Raw genomic sequence first — 17,972 nt, 5'->3', positions numbered from 1 at the left:
AATGAAACGTACATTAATTACCTTACTTGTTATCATTGCTGCAGGAGCAGGTATTTACTTTATTCTTCAAAAGAATAAGGCGAAAAATGATGCAGCTACTGCTGCGGTAGCTGAGAAAAATGCTGCAGTAGCAGTTCGTATCGATACTGCAGAGAATAGCAATATGAGTTTAGAATATCTAGCCAACGGTACATTTATGCCAAAGCAAGAGGTAACTGTTGCTGCTGAAACTGGAGGTCGTGTGGTTCGTGTTTTAGTAGATGAAGGTTCAAGAGTTTCACCTGGCCAAACCCTTGCAGTTGTAGAAGGTGATAAATTAAATGTGAATGTAGCAAATGCGCAAGCTTCCTATGATAATGCACAAGCAAATCTGCAACGTTATGAAAATGCTTTATCAACTGGTGGAGTAACCCAACAGCAGGTTGATCAAATGAAACTTCAATTTGAAAATGCTAAAAACAACTTGAAGAGTGCTAAGTTGACTGCTGGCGATGTAACTATTAAAACATCAGTAAGAGGAATTGTGAATGCTCGTAAGATTGAACCAGGTGCCTATGTTAGTCCTGGAACTCCAGCATTTGACATTGTGAATGTTAGTACATTAAAGTTAAGAGTCAATGTTGATGAGAAAAATGTTGCTGCATTACGTGTAGGTCAGGCGGTAAATGTTAAGGTTAGCGTATATGCTGATAAAGAATTTACAGGTAAAATTACCTTTATCGCTCCGAAATCAGATGGTAGCTTAAACTTCCCTGTGGAGATTGAATTAGCAAATAATCCTAATAATGAATTACGTGCTGGTATGTATGGTACAGCTGTATTTGGCACACAAGGTACATCAAGTGTTTTGGTGGTGCCAAGGACTGCTTTTGTAGGAAGTATTTCAGATAATAAGGTTTACGTTTTGAAAAATGGTAAAGCTGTAGAAACTGAAGTAGTTGCTGGTAGGAGCTTCGGTGATAAGATTGAAGTGATCAGTGGATTACAAGCTGGAGATCAAGTTATTGTTTCAGGTCAAATTAACTTGTTCAACAATACTCCTGTAGAAATCATTAAATAATTTTTGCTAAGAACGAATTCATCAAATGAAAATTACCGAAATATCGATAAAACGTCCCAGTCTAATTATAGTATTATTTATACTATTGACGTTAGGTGGGATATTCTCATATTCTCAATTGGGATATGAGTTGATACCAAAGTTTGAGGTAAATGTTATTACCATTCAGACGGTGTATCCTGGTGCTTCACCTTCAGAGGTTGAAAGTACTGTTACGAAGAAAATTGAAGATGCTGTTTCCTCATTGGAAAATATCAAGAAATTAGAATCTACCTCGCTTGAAAACGTATCCATCGTTATGATTACGTTGAACGATGGGGCAGATGTCAATTTCTTGCTCACGGATGCACAGCGGAAGATTAATGCTGTGTTGAATGATCTCCCCGAGGACGTTGAAGCGCCATCCCTCAATAAATTCTCTTTGGATGACATTGCCATTATGAGTTTGGCAGTGACCTCCAATCAATCTGAAAAAGAACTTTATGATCTATTGGACAACAAAATCCAACCTATTTTTGCCCGTATTTCAGGGGTTGCGAAAGTAGATATGATTGGTGGTGAAGAACGTGAAATACAAGTTTCCGTAGATCCTGAAAAAGCTGAAGGTTATGGAGTGTCCATTTCTCAGATTCAAAATGTTATTGCACAGTCCAACCTTGATTTCCCTACAGGAAACGTAAGTACACGTGAAAATAGAACTACGATACGTCTGGCAGGAAAAGTTGTGGATGTAGAAGAATTAAGGAATCTTCCGATCACTACCCCAACAGGTGTCACTATTTTCTTGAGAGATGTTGCCGATGTTCAAGATGGAATTAAAGAGATTGAGAAAATAGCTCGTTTAGACCGTAAGAATACCATTTTACTTCAGGTATTTAAACAATCTGATGCAAATGCGGTAGAAGTATCCAAATTAGTTAAGGAAACAATTACTACCGTAGAGAATGACTATAAAACGAATGACATTAAGATATTAGTTGCAAATGACTCGACTGATTATACCTTGAATGCTGCGAATAACGTTATGCACGATTTAATGATCGCAATTGCATTAGTAGGTTTTATCATGTTGTTCTTCTTACACAGTTTAAGGAATGCTGCAATTACCATGGTGGCAATTCCACTTTCATTAATTGCCACATTTATTGGTTTGCTATTAATGGGATATACCTTAAACTTAATGTCATTATTGGGACTTTCCTTAGTAGTCGGAATTTTGGTCGATGATGCGATTGTTGTAATTGAGAATATCCACCGTCATATGGAGATGGGTAAAAATAAAGTTCGTGCTGCATATGACGGAGCAAAAGAAATTGGATTTACCGTATCGGCAATTACCTTAGTAATCGTCGTTGTATTCTTACCAATTGCGATGTCAACTGGATTAGTTGCAAATATCCTTGCTCAATTCTGTGTGACTGTAATTATTTCAACATTATTGTCCTTATTGGTTTCATTTACGATTGTTCCATGGTTATATTCTCGTTTCGGAAAGTTAGAACATGTAAATCCAAATTCATTTATTGGAAAGATTGTTCATGGTTTTGAAGCAGGATTAACAAAATTCACTCATTGGATTACTGGCATTCTAGAATGGTGTTTGAAAAATTGGAAAACTAAACTTGCGACTTTATTGATTGCCATGGCTCTTTTCTTTGGTTCATTTATGCTGGTAGGTTTAGGATACATTGGTTCAGACTTTTTCCCAGCATCCGATAAAGGTGAATTCATGGTTCAGTTGGAATTGGAAAAAGATGCTTCACTAGAGAAGACCAATTTCCTAACCCAGAGAGCCGAATCGATCCTTGAATCTAAGCCGGAGGTTGAGAGTATTATTACAACAGTTGGACAATCTTCCGATGGGGTAATGTCTACTGCTGGTTCAAGATATAAATCAGAGATCCATGTGATCTTAAAAGATACCTACACAGAGAGTTCAAAAGTTTATTCAGCAAGATTGAAAAGAGAGTTGGAGAACAAGCTGGTAGGAGCAAAAGTTACAACTGTAAATATGGGCTTAATGGGTGCTGAACAAGCTCCATTAAAATTAACAGTAATTGGATCTGATATTGAGGATGCTCGTGAATTTGCGATTAAATCTGAAGAATTGTTGAGAAATATTCCAGGAGCTACAGGTGTTAAATTGACCTCAGAAGATGGTAACCCAGAAATACGTGTTCAGGTTGATCGTGATAAGATGACAAGTTTAGGGTTGAATGTTGCGACCGTCGGAATGACTATGCAAACTGCATTTTCTGGAAATACAGATAATAAATTCCGGGCTGGTGATAATGAGTACGATATTAATATTCGTTTTTCCGAAAGTGGAAGAGCTGATATCAATAATGTTAGAAATCTGAAGTTCATCAATAATCAAGGGGCAACGATCTCATTGGATCAATTTGCAACCGTGACGTATGGATCTGGACCAACCTTATTGGAACGTCGTGATAAATCACCTGCCGTATCGGTTCAAGGTTCTGTTGTAGGACGTCCAATGGGTACAGTAGCACAAGAATGGGAAGCTGAATTTTCAAAATTAGAACGCAAACCTGGTGTAGTTTATATTTGGGGCGGTAATATGGAAAGCCAGCAAGAAGGATTTGGAACATTAGGAATTGCCTTAATTGCATCCATTCTTTTGGTATATTTAGTAATGGTAGCACTTTATGATAGTTTCTCAACTCCATTTGTGGTATTATTCTCTATTCCATTATCATTTATCGGTGCCTTGTTATTATTGGCATTAACAAATCAAACATTGAATATCTTTACGATTTTAGGTATTATCATGTTAATTGGTTTGGTTGCAAAGAATGCGATTCTATTAGTTGACTTTGCAAATCATCGTAAGGAACATGGTGATTCCACACATGATGCCTTAGTTGCTGCCAATCATGCACGTCTTCGTCCTATCCTAATGACGACGATTGCGATGGTATTTGGTATGATTCCTATTGCTCTAGCAACAGGTGATGGAGCGGATACCAATAGAGGATTAGCAATTGTAATTATTGGTGGGTTATTATCATCATTATTACTAACCTTAGTGGTTGTACCGGTTGTTTATTCCATATTCGATAGTTTTGGTCGTCGTTGGGGTAAAAAACAAAAAACTGATTATGCAACCTTAATGGAGGCAGATTATGAGAAAAACGAACATTACATTGATGAAATGGACGTTAAACATAATTAATGCAGAACAATTAAATTTCTAAATATCAAAAGGCCTGGAATTTTTACCAGGCCTTTTTATTTCATTAAAATCGGTTAGATTTAATCGAAAATATAATTTCAGAAAACCCTAGAAATTTTTGTCATCATATATCAAAAGAGAAAATATTTAAACTATCAAATCTATTGCTGAAATTGAATTGATATCCTAAAAAATAAATTGATTAATTTTTCACAAAATGATAAAACCGGTAAATTTTAGAGTTAATTTCTCACTAATGAGTTGATTTAAGAGTGGAATTCCTGAAAAAATAAGTGGAAATAATCGGAAAACTTGTTGTCTAAACATCTATTAAAAAAGCTAGAAAATATAGGTTTTTGATCAATTTAGGTCTATTTTTTAATTTTAATACTTTTGAAAAGGTTTACTTTTTAGAGAAATATATCCTATTCTCGCGAATTTTCCCGTACTTGGTCATATTAAATATTGAGAGAAAAATTTATCGAAGGATTTCAGATCGAATACAATAAAAACACAAGAAATACACACACTAACTATTTTAAAGAATGGCCTGAAATGAATTTATTTCAGGCCATTTTATTTTATTACTTATGGTCATCAACTTTATTGGGATTTGGAGGGAGTGGATTTGTATCACCTTCTGGCCTTTTACCTGTATCTGATTGAACCTTTTCATTTTCTTCTCTTGGTTGATTGGCTTTATCAGTTTCGTTTGAATCCTTTTTGATTTCTTTTTGATTACTCATGATTATTAGTTGTTTGTTTAAATCAGAACAATTAGGACATTGGAATGTTCGATTAAGATTTTGAAGGATTAACAAACTTTTTATTTGTCTTCCTGTTAAATAGGGAAGGGGAATTAAATTATATATGGAAAAACAGGAAAGTAAGGGGTTTTTTAAGGATACATTTAATATTTTAAAGAATTCTGTAATGGGATTCATGAATGAAGACAGTATGAAGTACAGTGCTTCATTAGCGTATTATACGATATTTTCTCTCGGCCCCATATTAGTGTTAATGATTTCTTTAGCAGGAATATTTTATGGTGAAGAAGCAATTAAAGGGAAGCTTTTTTCAGAATTAAACGAATTGGTTGGATTGACTGCGGCAAGGCAAATTCAAGATGTAATTAAGAATTTGGAATTGTCAGGCAAGTCCAATTTAGCGTTAATCGTCAGTATTGTCACTTTGATTATTGGTGCAACTACCGTTTTTGGGGACATGCAAAATTCAATAAACAAAATTTGGCATGTAAAAGCAAAACCTAAAAAGGGTTGGTTAAAAATGATTATGGATCGTTTATTATCCTCCTCCCTGATCATTGGACTAGGATTTTTATTGGTAGTGACCTTGGTGGTCAATGGTATTATATTAGCCTTTACGGATAGATTATTACGGTTCTTTCCAGACATGACGGTCTATTTCATGGACGCTATCAACTTTTTATTAACTTTTGGCATTACGTTTATCCTATTCTCCGTCATCTTTAAAGTCTTACCCGATGTAAATATCAGTTGGCGACCAGTGAAAGCCGGAGCTTTCTTTACTTCCATTCTGTTTGCAATAGGTCGATTTGGAATTGGTTTTTATTTACAGTCATCAGATACAGAAAGCACTTATGGAGCTGCAGCATCAATTGTTTTGATTTTATTATGGGTTTATTATACAGCTGCAATCTTATACTTTGGGGCAATATTTACGAGAGAGTATGCCACCTATCATGGTATAAGTATTGAACCATCAGAATATGCTGTTCATGTAGAATTGAAGGAAATTGAGCGAAATGTCAGTGAAATTCCTCCTGCACCATTAACGGAAGAAGAAAAAGTAATCGAAAAATAATTATAATAAGGATTGCTCAGACATTCAATTAATCGAAATTCAATCTGAAGTCTGAGCAATTTTGTTATTTATTGATAATAGTCTTTTACCTTTTTTTCAAGGTCAACAATGATTTCATTGGCAAAATCTTTTCCAAGGATTTCTGTTGCATGGAATAAAGCTCCTGGACTGAATACATTGACTTCCATGATTTTATCACCTACAATGTCCAGACCTACCAAATACATATTGTCATCTTTTAGCTGTTGAGATACCTTTCCAACTAAGTTTAGAATATGCTCATCGATGATAGCTTCTTCAGGCTTTGCTCCTTGATGAATATTGCTTCGGATTTCATCTTCCTTTTGTACGCGACGTACAGCAGCATATTTGCCATCAACTATAAGCGGTTCACCATCCATCATAAAAAATCGGATGTCTCCTTTCTTGGCTTCGGGAAGATATTCCTGTGCAATTACATAACCATCTCTCGCAATCGCTTCCACTGTTTGTTTTAAGTTCTGCCGTTCTTTATAGTCAATCATAAATACATTTTTACCTCCAGAACCTTTTAAAGGCTTTAAAATGATCTTTTCTTTCTGTTCTTCTAGAAATCTGAGAACGTCTTCGTGGTTTCTAGTGACTAAAGTTTTTGGACGTACATCTTTAGGAAAGTTTTCTAGATAGAGCTTATTATTTGCTTGAACCAGATAGTCTGGATCATTGATGACTAACCGACCATTTTTCTTTACTATTTGAGCGAACTGAATCCCTGCAGCAGCTGCCCATGGTCTATTAATCATATCTAAAGTAGGATCAAACCTTAACCATAATACATCAATATCTTCCAAATTCACCAATGTCTTTGCAGCATCTTTGAGGTGATTTACAAATGCCCCTGGGGTACTGAGCCCATGCTCTGGTTTGATAATTCTGCAATGAGCCAATATGGTTTGTTCATCTTCATAAACAAAGTCAGCTAATCCAATATAATAAACATCATGACCTCTATCTAACGCTTTCATAGCGAGCATAGTCGTCGTGAATCTTTCTTCTTCCTTGTGAGATTGATTGATAAGAATTGCGATTTTCATAAATTTTAATTGAAAAATATATTTATTGAATTAGTTTGAATATACTTCCTCTCCGTTTTACATCTTTCCATTGTGGACTGAAATCTGGGAACAGATATCTCGGAGTTATGGCTGGAGGGATAAGGATCTCTTTTTGCAATAGATCCTTTATGATAGGAAGGTAATCTTTCCTTATTTTTCCCATCATGAGTAAATGAACATTATTGCCATCTTTCAGGTATGTCAACAATTCCATAATACCTTTTAAATACAGCGCATCTTTAGTTAAGCCTCCACCTCGATATACTCGCATGACGATTTGAAAAGCAGTTTCAGTTTGGAAGCTGTATTGATCGACAAGCATGGTAAAAGTATCGATGAATGAATTTCCTAGGAGCATATTTTGGACTGCTATTACCCGTGCAGCAATAATCCTTAGGCGGTCATTATTTAATCCACCTACAATATATTCGGCTAATACAGCTAAACCTTCCTGTAATTCTTCATAACCTGGTACACCAAGGCTAAATATGCTTAAAGGTTGTTGCCTACCATTAAAATAGGTGACGACATGCGTTCCGATTTCGTGCTGGATTAAGGCCTCAGCTCTTTGACGAGTAATTCTATATTCCTTGCTTATATTCAATGCCCCTCGGTTAACCATCACCCCAGAAATGTCCTCCCGTACTCGGACAGGGCTGTTGAATTCAGGATTTTGAAGCTGCAAGAATTTTATTTCATCTCTTGCCAACTTAGCAAATTCTTGTGCGGAAAGGTACTCATCTGCTTTTTTAATAGGCTCTTCAGGTTCAGTGACCATTAAAATTGCCATTGCAGATTTATAAAGCTTCTCAGAAACATTCCCAAAGACCTGTAAGCTACCATGGAGAAAATCATCTTTCCCACGATCCGCAATCATACTAACCATAGAATCGAGTTCAGTTCTTTTATCCCTGAAGATATAAGCCATCGTTGGGTCATAGATATCCTCAATTCGTAAATTATAGAGTCTTCTTTTTACGAGGTCAGGATCAACATGCATGGGTCTATATAGGAATTTAGGGGTTTTCCAAAATTTGTCCTTTTTAAATTGCAGCCAAGCTTCATGTGCATTTAATGGAGTAACCATTAGTAGAAAGTCAAATTTCGTACTTTCCTGAGCAAGAGACTTATCAATTTCAATCATCAATGGCGTTAATTCTTGATGGAAATTCAGTTTTTGGGCTGTTGCATTGAGATGTGTGTAGACACGCAAGAATTCGAAAAAAAGACGCGACAGGGATTTCGCTAATGTTTCCCTATATAAACGCATTAATATTGGCAGAACCTGATCATCATCTTCAATATAATTCTGTTTTATAGATATTCCCATTAAAAGGGTTTGCTTATTTTGCAACTCTTTTTTACTGAAAATAGAAGGTACATCAACTGGTTGAGGAATATTTAAATCCTTGGACAGGGCAACGTCTATCTCACGGGCTTCTTTTTTAATATTTTTTTGAAAATATTCTGCTAAAGGGAGTAGATCCTTCTGTCCGACATGAATTAAAATATCTTCTTTTTGATTTTCATCAGCTACCCATGCTTCAACTAAAAGACATGCACCAAACTCCTCTGCTAGTTTTTGAGATATAGGTTTTATCCATTCCTCTAAATTGAAATCGTGGGATTTACAAACAATACTAGCATTTTCAGTTTTTGCAAGATCAACAAGCATTTTATCCCTTTTTTCAGAAGAAGGGACTCTATAAATAAATATGTAAGGAACAATTTTATTAAAGATGAATTTACCAATATTAGGAATCTGATAATGAATAGGATTACGCTTATTAATAGCGTTCAAGATTCTCAATAATGGTTTGTTCTTATCTTGAGTCATAATCGAAATACTTTTTTAAAATCGGTAAGGTATTTAATAGTAATTCTTTGCAAGAAACGATTTTATGAATATCCGGTAAGCCCGTCCATTCATCCATAAAATCTTTCCTAAATTCTATAGAAATAACACAACCATATTCGCCATATTTTTTATTTAATGTCTGGGATAAATTTCCTCCTTTAAATTTAATATTTTCTTGAATATCAATATCTTCTGAATACAGTTTTTCTTTTTGAATGTATGTTATTAAATTATTAACTAGAGAATTCCATTTAGGGTCAATGTAGGCAGTTCCTAAATTGATTTGAGGGTTTTTATTGACATCAACAACTTCATCAGGACCACTTCTCTTTGCATTATAGCTGTGAATATCATAAACAACAAAGAATCCATAAGTAGCAATGGTCCTTTCTATTAATTCCTCAATTTCCTCATAGATATTTTTATGATCAAGATAAAGATCATTGATTATAGTTTCTGGAAGATCATTCCGAAAGACAGTTAAACCCCAGGCTTGTTCAGGTTTTAAATAAACGGAATCATTAACTATTCTATTAAGATCTAATTGAAATCTAGAAGACGAAACAACAAATTGATTAATTGGAAGTTCTGCCATCAATGCTGTAAAAGGATCTTCTTCTCTTAATCTTTCCTGTTCATTTAGATTATAAAAAGGTTTGATTTGTTCATCTATTTGCTGACCGTCATGAATAGCAAATGCCCAAAATGGGCTTTCATTCTCTTTAATAAAATACTTTGTGAATTTTGCCATATATATGCGTTTCTGTTATAAAGAACAAAGATTGGATTATTTAGTTTGTAATTTCCTTATAATGATCGGACAATATATTTTCCTTGTCCTTAGCCCCAACGAAGATTCACTTTTTCATTTAATGACTATATAGGAGGATAGTTAATTAAAATATTATCGAATATATACAATATAGCTTGTTAAATTAGCGTTGAAATTATATAACCAGTTAAAAAGGAGGTTGTTATGAACCTAATTCAACGCATTGAACATTGGGGAGACGCTCACCATCCAAGGTGGATAGATTTTGTCCGAATTCTTCTTGGAGTGTTGATTTTTGCAAAAGGAATTAGCTTTATTATGGATCGTGACTCTGTTGCTAATTTAATTGAAAAGACTCATTTTCAATTATCGATTTGGTCAGCTGTACATTATGTTGTGTTTGCCCATTTGGTTGGGGGAATCTTCGTTGCATTAGGACTTTGTACAAGATTGGCAGTAGCAATTCAGATTCCTATCCTAATAGGTGCGGTTTTCTTTGTCAATATTACAAATGGATTTAGTTTTCTGAATTCAGAGTTTTGGTTGTCCCTTATTGTATTATTGTTGCTTATTTATTTTCTAATCGTAGGTTCAGGTCCTATGTCATTAGATAAAGAAATGAATAAGCCTGGCTATAAAAGGCAAATCTAGTAGGAAATATTCCTACAAAGAATTCTTGTATTATTTGGAATGGCCTTGGATTCAAGGCCATATTTTTTTGGACAAAAATCTATTGGGTTTTATATCAGTTCTTACCATAGGTCAATGCAATGACGCTAATAGGGGGCTACCTTTGTATAAGATTTAAGGAGAATACCATGAAAACAAAACAAATTGAGAGAATAATTAAGCCAGGTATCCCACATTTCGTTGGAGATGGATTTAGGGTTCATAGTTTTATTCCATCTGCCATAACGATGCAAAGGATGGATCCATTTTTAGTATTTGATTACAATTCAAAATATAATTTCCCAGCCAGTGAAATACCAAAAGGAGTTGGAGTACATCCACATAGAGGATTTGAAACAGTCACTTTAGCATACAAAGGTAGGGTAGAGCATGGGGATAGCAGTGGTGGTGGCGGTGTCATTGCAGAAGGGGATGTTCAATGGATGACGGCAGCTTCAGGGATCCTTCACAAGGAATTTCATGAAACCGAATGGAGCAAAAAAGGAGGGGAGTTTCAGATGGTTCAACTTTGGGTAAACTTGCCTGCAGAATATAAAATGTCTACGCCAAAATATCAGGCATTGGAGAACAAAGATATTCCTACAGTTCAAGTTGAAAATAATAAAGGATTTATTGAAGTTGTTGCAGGAGAATATAAGGGTACAAAAGGTTTAGCTAGCACATTTACGCCTGTAAACCTGTTGAATGCAAAATTACAAAAAGGAGGGAAAGCTGATTTTGAGTTTCCAGAAACATACAATACAGCCATGTTAATTATAGAAGGAAATGTAAAAATCAATGCTGTAGATGTTGCAACGGATCATTTCGTATTATTTGAAAACAAAGGTGAAACTATCGAAGTAGAAGCTATGGATAATGCCGTAATTTTAGTGTTGAGCGGTCAACCCATCAATGAACCAATTGCTGCTTATGGACCATTTGTTATGAACAGCGAGAATGAGATTAAACAAGCATTTAGAGATTTTCAAACTGGTAAATTTGGACATCTTGCTGATTAATCAGTCGCTTTGAATAAAAGATAAATGGGTCAATGTAATAAATACTTGACCCATTTAATTTTAATTGCTTTAAATTTAATAATTTACGGATAAGCCTACACCAAATCCCATATCAGAATCATAATGAGTCCTTATTCCAAAGTTTTTAGTAAGGATATATCGTAGATCGCCCATATATTCCATGTCTGAATTAATCATAAGTCCAGCTCTTAACCTTTTAGAAATTGGAATGTCTTCACGCATTAATTGAAGTCTCACATTTCCATCATGATAAACTTCTGCTTGGAACCTAACGAGCATGGGAAGCATATAAGCAAGACCAGCTGAAATCAATGCTCTTTCATTTTTACTGTTTTTTTGACCAAAGAGATTTTTTTCTGGCCCATGTTTATCCATTCTTCGGTACCTATAATCGAAACCGACAAATGGCATGAACCACTGCATTTTTCCAATATATCTTCCTAAATGGGTTTCTACTTCATAACCGTGCATATCATGGTATCCAAGCCTCCATTCAGTTGTTAAGCTATATCGGGTATTATGAAACATCATTTCACCATCATTTCCATTACTGGCAAAATCATTCTGAATCATAAAGTGTATTTGATTGCTTTCTTTTTGTAGTTCTCGGTATGCCCATTTTTTGTCTGGAAGATATGGATTGGGAGGTTGATTTTCCGTACTGAATACCCTGTTCATTCCCGCCATCATATGGTAAAGGATATGACAATGAAAGAACCAATCCCCATCTACATTGGAAAGAAACTCTATCGTATCGGTTTCCATTGGCATGATGTCAAGGACGTTTTTTAAAGGCGCATAATCTCCTTGTCCATTGATAACTCTAAAATCATGACCATGTAAATGCATTGGATGTCGCATCATGGAATTATTGAATAAGGTGATTCTAAGGGCTTCCCCTTTTTTAATCAGGATTTTATCACTTTCAGCTAGAACTTTGTTGTCCATACTCCACACATACCTATTCATATTCCCCGTTAACTCAAATTTTAGCTCCCGGATTTTAGCTTCCACTGGGAGTGTGGTTTTGGTTGGAGAACGTAACATGCTGTAATTCAACGTCACGATATCAGATGTTGCATGTTGACTATGATCATTCGAAGAATTGTCATGCCCATTATCTTCCATAGATTCTGTTGAATCCATTTTGTGATTAGAATGATCCTCTTTTGGAGACATTTCCATTGTATGATTAGCATGATTAGCATGGTTGGATTGACCTGAAATTTCTGGATACATGACAGTGTTCATATCCATTTTTTGAAGGGTCATTTTCATTCCCATATCATCCAGATCGCCGTTCATCTTCATCATGTCATTCATCATTTTCATGCCTTCAAAATACTTAAGCTTAGGAAGAGGGCTTATTAACTGTTTTATTCCTGAGCCAAGATACATGGAGACATTCTTTGTCCGATCTTCCGGGGTTGCCAAAAATTCATAGGCGAAACCATTTTCAGGAATCGTCACGACAATATCATAGGTTTCTGAAACACCTACGATCAGTCTGTCGACATCCACAGGTTCAACGTCGTTTCCATCATTTGCAACAACCGTTATTTTTCCTCCTGCATAGTTCAGCCAAAAATAAGAGGATGCTCCAGCATTAATTACACGCAAACGTACTTTGTCACCTGCCTTGAATTGGGAATAGATTTGTTCAGAGGATCCATTCAATAGAAATCTGTCATAATAGACATCACTCACATCCATTGCCAACATACGTTTCCATTCATTGGTAATTTTTGTTTTGAAATGTCCTTCCTTAATTGCTTCGGCATAACTTTGTGTTGCATTCTTTTTTATTGCAAACCAATCATTTGCATTATGAAGCATCCGGTGTACATTATCTGGGTCTAAATTTGTCCATTCACTTAATACCACCGGAATAGTGGGCAGGTCATCTATGCCTTTTCTAAATGTCGGATCAGTGGACCTTTTCTTTAATATCATAGCTCCATACATCCCAATCTGTTCCTGCATACCTGAATGACTATGATACCAGTGGGTACCATCCTGAATAATGGGAAACCTATAGACGAATGTACTTTTAGGAGCAATTGGTTTTTGAGTTAAGAATGGAACACCATCTTCTTTATTCGGAAGGTATACTCCATGCCAATGTAAAGAGGTCCCTTCATTCAGTTGATTGTGGACATGAATTTCCGCGGTATCACCTTCTGTAAATGTTAATGTTGGCATAGGAATCATGCCATTTACTGCAATCGCTCGTCTTTCTTTGCCAGCATAATTTACCATACTATCTGTGACGTACAGATCATATCGAACCACCTTTTGAGCATAACCCAAATTAGTTTGAATGATCAATATGCATAATAATATGAATGTTAGTAGCTTTTTCATATTCCTTATACGATTTAAATAAAAATATTGCTAGAATGGTTTTAGATTTTCTCTTTTACCTCTCCGCAAGTCATCATTTTTGAACCGAAATAAGGGTTTTTAATTTTTTCTTCTTTGCTCAGCCAGTATGCACCTTTATTATTATTTGCCATTGGACAGAATTGGTAATACAACTCTAAATTAGTGTTTGCATCTTTTGCAAGGGCGTAGATCTCATTCGAAAGATTGATGAACGCATTTCTTTGACTTTCAATTTTAGGATCTTTTGAAATTTGATTTGCTGATTTTTCAAGTCCGGCTTTTACTTTCATCCAAGTGTGGTGTTCTTTTTCACCAAGACTTGACATATCTACTTTTTGAATAGCTGAAGATAATTTTAATGCAGCTGCATTGGCAGCTTTGGGGTCCGTAGCAATTAAAGCATCTTTAAGATTCAGATAGGCATTGAAAATTGGATCTAAGGTTTTAGCTTGATCTGTAGAGTGATTATTGTGTTCTGTTCCATGTTGCATATGGTCATGAGAACCTGCATTCGGACCTCCTTTAGCCATTTGATGGTCTCTATCATATTGGCAACATTCATGAAGTTTACCATAAACATCATCAGGAGCGAGAAACTGTGCATTATCGTAACCTGCTAAAGCAATTTTCTTTAAAATTGCTTCTTCACTAGTTTTAGTTGAGTCGAAAGAAATCTCTGCAATTTTTTTGTCGGTATCCCAACTTACTTTAGAAACATTGCTTTCAGAACCATTTGTCTCTATCGTTTTTTTACACATGCCACAATTGCCATTAACAGCAACTGTTGTTGATTTAACATTTTTAATTTGTGCTATGCTGGTATTTAATCCTAGCGCCAATAAAAGACCTAGGAAAATGTATATATTTTTCATCTTTTAAAATTTTATTGTATAGAAATAGATAAGCAAATATTCATTTGCCATTTAATAAATTGTTAGAACAAGAATGTCCCTTTGTTTATTAAGCTATTTTTGGAGGAATAAAAATTGATGAAAATCCATTTGTTTCTTGGAAAACAAGGATGGTTGAAATTTCTTCTTTATGTAAAGTGATATTAAAGTCGAATTCTATGGACTGGGTATAAAAAAAGCAACAGCTGTGATTTGCCATGATAGGGCAGCAGCAGTTACTGGAATCTCCACATGCATTTTGATTTTGATGATGGTCTGCAGATTGAGTTTCAGCCTCATCACAACAAGAATAAACATTATTTTCTTCGGAATGAGATGTACATTCCATTTCTACATTTTGAGGTACTTCATGATCCTCACAAGCAAAATTATGCTTTGGACTCATCATAAAGACCATTGTAAATAAGAATATGTAGAAGTATCTCATCATATTGTATTAATCACAAAATTAGGTAAAATGTTCTGTGAAATAGAATTTAATCTTGCTAAACTTTATTAATAAACAAAAAGAAGGCCCAAATAAAATTTATTTGAGCCAATCATCACTAACTATTATTAATTATACCTTTCAAATTCTTGATGAAGGAATTACCTTCGATTTCGAGATGGAACTTCACAATTACCATTTGCTGAGCATCCCATATTCAATAGGGGCATAATGGTAAAAAATATTCCTAATCCTGCTATTAACCACATTTCCGATTTTAAGCCTTGAATAATTATTATTATTCCCATAATTAACCTCAAAAACCTCATAATAGACCATTGGGCTAAATATATTCTCACTCTATCCATTTCTTCTCCTTAAGTTAATAAACAATTCTGTGCCTTTCCTTGCTGGAATGCTATTGTAACAAAGGTCCATTCTTTCAATTTCAAAGGCCTTTGCAAATATGGATACATATTCTTCCTTTGATCCGCCAAATGGAGGCCCTTCTTTTTCAAACTCCTTTCCAAATAATACGCCGATAATTCGACCATTTTTATTTAAAAGAGAACTTGCCTTATTGGCATATTGAGTTCTTAATTTGGGTTCTAGCGCACAAAAAAATGTTTGTTCTAGCATGAGGTCATACTGCCCTACATGCTCAAAAAAGTCACCCAAAATAATTTCAATATGTGGGTTTTCTTTAAATCTTTTTCTAACATTTTCGATTGCTAAAGGAGCTATATCTATTAAAGTCACATTTTTAAACCCTTGCTCTAAAAGATATGCTGCTTCATGTGCATTTCCGCATCCTGGAATTAGGATTTTTGCATTTTTATCTAGATAACTATCCATAAATGAAACTATAGGAGTAGAAGCATAGCCAATATCCCAACCCGTCTGTTGGGTTTCCCAACGTTGGTTCCAAAAGTTTTGATCCAATGATGTTTTCATCTGCTGATTAATCCCTATAGTGTGTTTCATTTTCAATATTGCGGATAGCAATAGGACAAAATTGAAAATTAATTTTTTATTGCTATGTATCTTTTGTTACATACAGAAATAGTCAATAATTTCTCCATTTTAGTTAAGCTTTCGTAAATGAAAATTTTCTCTTTCCAATACATATGGATTGCTTTAAAATAATTAATTCAGATTTTGAAATTCCATGAATATAAGATCATATCCTTTTGCCCAATAATCAGGAACTCTTTCTATGGCTATAAAGCCTTGTTTTTTATAAAACCCTTCAGCAAATTGAGAGGTCCTGACAATTAATCTTTTTATATGAGGTAATTTGCGAATAAGATCTATTCTATATTGAGTAATTGCTGTACCTGCACCTTTATGGTTCTTGTTCTGATCCATAAAATCCCAACTGAGTCTTGCTGTAATTTGATCATCATCGTAATTAATACCGGCAGCTCCCAATAATTGATTATTTTCAGTAATGACAAAATAATCTTCAATTTCTTCTTGCAAATAGGTTGTTAGGTCGGCTATTTCCGTTTCTGCAAAAGAATCAGGCACATTGGTTTTAAATATATGGATAAGCTCATCAAAATCTTGTGGAAGATAAGGTCTGATTATATAGTTTTTCATTTCTCTTATATATTACTTAGTCCATGTTATATCTTTCGAATGACTGCCAATATTTATCCTTATAGAATTCATAATTCATATCCAACTTATCTTTATATTTAACCTGTAGATTATGAATTGCTTCAGTTGCTAATCTAAATTCACGGCAAGCAATAAAAGTTTCCCGAAGCCCATCCACTGTTTCGGAACCTAAAAATATATATCCGGATAGGCTGGGTAAGGTTAATTCTAGATCATCTTCAAATGCGGTGATAACTTTATATGTTTCAGCATCAGGAAATCCAGCTTCTCCTTCAGGTGTATAATGGATCATAATCACTAAAATCCAAGGGTGTGAGGCTTTATATTCCCAATTTAAAATGGAAGTGTTAAATGTTGAAAGAATCGGTTTATCACCCTCAACCGTTCCTTCAAATCCTGTAAATTCATCATTGCTAGGGTCATGCCTAACGTCTTGATATTTCTCAACAAATTCTTTTTCTCTCCAAATAATATAGTCCTTTAATTTTTCCAAGGGAATAAGTTCTTCAATAACATTTTGAGGCCCCTTCACATTAATTTTGTCAATGGATTGGATCATGGTTTCTTCACCTAGGAAATTGTCGAGGAAAATAAATATTCCATTCAGAATATCATCATGAGCTTCTTCATGGTATGCATTATAGACAAACATGAGGTCAATTTTATCTGGATAGTTTTCATGTATTATGGGATAGAATTGAATATTTTCCCGGTCAAAAGTTAGGTCATGCATCTTTATTGCAAAATCAATGTTTTGGGATGCAGGTTTTAGGGCTCTGAATTTCCAGTTATCAATTTCAGGAGCTTCTGCGACTAGTTTCTCTGCCCAAAAAACATTTTGAATTCTTCCATCTGGTGTAAATATCAATTCTGCCTTTTTATCCTCTTCCATTCCAACTAAAAAGAATACTTGAGATTCTATTTTGTCCAATTCAGGTGCAAAAATATTTATGAAATTCTCTTCAACATTTTGTCCTGATTTAATTACCTCGTAAAAGTCTTGGGCATGGCCTGAGAACCATTTCCAAAATTCATTATAGGTTTTTTTATTTTGGTCAAAGTTTTTTTGTTGATCGAAATCTGCCATATGAT

At 34.8% G+C, this 17,972-nt stretch carries 15 protein-coding genes; 5 read left to right on the top strand and 10 right to left on the bottom strand.

Annotated elements, in window-relative coordinates:
• Position 1: 1 nt before the first annotated feature.
• On the top strand, positions 2 to 1,060 hold the full coding sequence (locus E0Y80_RS06565) for an efflux RND transporter periplasmic adaptor subunit (protein WP_156306865.1): 1,059 nt from the start codon (positions 2 to 4) through the stop codon (positions 1,058 to 1,060).
• Positions 1,061 to 1,085: 25 nt separating this feature from the next.
• Entirely contained in the window at positions 1,086 to 4,256 is a 3,171-nt protein-coding gene (locus E0Y80_RS06560; RefSeq protein WP_156306864.1) for an efflux RND transporter permease subunit, read from the top strand.
• A gap of 584 nt (positions 4,257 to 4,840) precedes the next feature.
• Here the strand turns inward: E0Y80_RS06560 and E0Y80_RS06555 are convergent.
• Positions 4,841 to 5,002: a hypothetical protein gene (locus E0Y80_RS06555; RefSeq protein ID WP_156306863.1), complete on the bottom strand. Its 162-nt coding sequence runs from the start codon at positions 5,000 to 5,002 to the stop codon at positions 4,841 to 4,843.
• Between the two features lie 124 nt (positions 5,003 to 5,126).
• Between E0Y80_RS06555 and E0Y80_RS06550 the strand changes: the two genes are divergently transcribed.
• A complete protein-coding gene (locus E0Y80_RS06550) occupies positions 5,127 to 6,101 on the top strand; it encodes a YihY/virulence factor BrkB family protein (RefSeq protein WP_156306862.1) in 975 nt (324 codons plus the stop codon).
• Between the two features lie 68 nt (positions 6,102 to 6,169).
• On the opposite strand, the gene E0Y80_RS06545 is transcribed toward E0Y80_RS06550, so the two are convergent.
• The 3 genes from E0Y80_RS06545 to E0Y80_RS06535 are packed head-to-tail and all read right to left on the bottom strand — an operon-like array spanning position 6,170 to position 9,804.
• Entirely contained in the window at positions 6,170 to 7,174 is a 1,005-nt protein-coding gene (locus E0Y80_RS06545) for an ATP-grasp domain-containing protein (RefSeq protein ID WP_156306861.1), read from the bottom strand.
• Between the two features lie 22 nt (positions 7,175 to 7,196).
• Positions 7,197 to 9,032 carry a peptidase MATCAP family protein gene (locus E0Y80_RS06540; protein ID WP_156306860.1) on the bottom strand — a complete coding sequence of 612 codons (1,836 nt, stop codon included), beginning with the start codon at positions 9,030 to 9,032 and terminating at the stop codon, positions 7,197 to 7,199.
• Positions 9,019 to 9,804 (bottom strand): N-formylglutamate amidohydrolase, encoded by a 786-nt coding sequence (locus tag E0Y80_RS06535; RefSeq protein ID WP_156306859.1) that lies wholly within the window; start codon positions 9,802 to 9,804, stop codon positions 9,019 to 9,021. Before E0Y80_RS06535 ends, E0Y80_RS06540 begins: the two co-directional genes overlap by 14 nt.
• A 225-nt stretch (positions 9,805 to 10,029) precedes the next feature.
• Between E0Y80_RS06535 and E0Y80_RS06530 the strand changes: the two genes are divergently transcribed.
• Positions 10,030 to 10,476: a DoxX family protein gene (locus tag E0Y80_RS06530; RefSeq protein WP_156306858.1), complete on the top strand. Its 447-nt coding sequence runs from the start codon at positions 10,030 to 10,032 to the stop codon at positions 10,474 to 10,476.
• A 167-nt stretch (positions 10,477 to 10,643) separates the two neighbouring features.
• Entirely contained in the window at positions 10,644 to 11,513 is an 870-nt protein-coding gene (locus E0Y80_RS06525; protein ID WP_156306857.1) for a pirin family protein, read from the top strand.
• A gap of 75 nt (positions 11,514 to 11,588) precedes the next feature.
• Here E0Y80_RS06525 and E0Y80_RS06520 read toward each other — a convergent pair whose 3' ends face one another.
• From E0Y80_RS06520 to E0Y80_RS06495, 6 genes are all read right to left on the bottom strand, one after another.
• The gene (locus E0Y80_RS06520) at positions 11,589 to 13,898 is read right to left on the bottom strand and encodes a multicopper oxidase domain-containing protein (RefSeq protein WP_156306856.1); all 2,310 of its coding nucleotides are present in this window, start codon (positions 13,896 to 13,898) and stop codon (positions 11,589 to 11,591) included.
• 41 nt (positions 13,899 to 13,939) lie between these two features.
• On the bottom strand, positions 13,940 to 14,791 hold the full coding sequence (locus E0Y80_RS06515) for a DUF3347 domain-containing protein (RefSeq protein ID WP_156306855.1): 852 nt from the start codon (positions 14,789 to 14,791) through the stop codon (positions 13,940 to 13,942).
• A gap of 88 nt (positions 14,792 to 14,879) precedes the next feature.
• Positions 14,880 to 15,218: a hypothetical protein gene (locus E0Y80_RS06510; protein WP_231595980.1), complete on the bottom strand. Its 339-nt coding sequence runs from the start codon at positions 15,216 to 15,218 to the stop codon at positions 14,880 to 14,882.
• A gap of 399 nt (positions 15,219 to 15,617) precedes the next feature.
• Positions 15,618 to 16,241: a methyltransferase domain-containing protein gene (locus E0Y80_RS06505; protein WP_197091502.1), complete on the bottom strand. Its 624-nt coding sequence runs from the start codon at positions 16,239 to 16,241 to the stop codon at positions 15,618 to 15,620.
• 162 nt (positions 16,242 to 16,403) lie between these two features.
• Positions 16,404 to 16,859 carry a GNAT family N-acetyltransferase gene (locus tag E0Y80_RS06500; protein ID WP_156306853.1) on the bottom strand — a complete coding sequence of 152 codons (456 nt, stop codon included), beginning with the start codon at positions 16,857 to 16,859 and terminating at the stop codon, positions 16,404 to 16,406.
• 16 nt (positions 16,860 to 16,875) lie between these two features.
• Complete coding sequence (locus tag E0Y80_RS06495) at positions 16,876 to 17,967, bottom strand: DUF695 domain-containing protein (protein ID WP_156306852.1); 1,092 nt, start codon at positions 17,965 to 17,967, stop codon at positions 16,876 to 16,878.
• Positions 17,968 to 17,972: the final 5 nt, after the last annotated feature.

Source organism: Sphingobacterium endophyticum (assembly GCF_009733535.1).
Classification (GTDB): Bacteria; Bacteroidota; Bacteroidia; order Sphingobacteriales; family Sphingobacteriaceae; genus Sphingobacterium; species Sphingobacterium endophyticum.
The sequence above is the reverse complement of the archived record's forward strand: the minus strand, read 5'-3'. Positions and strand labels throughout refer to the sequence as shown.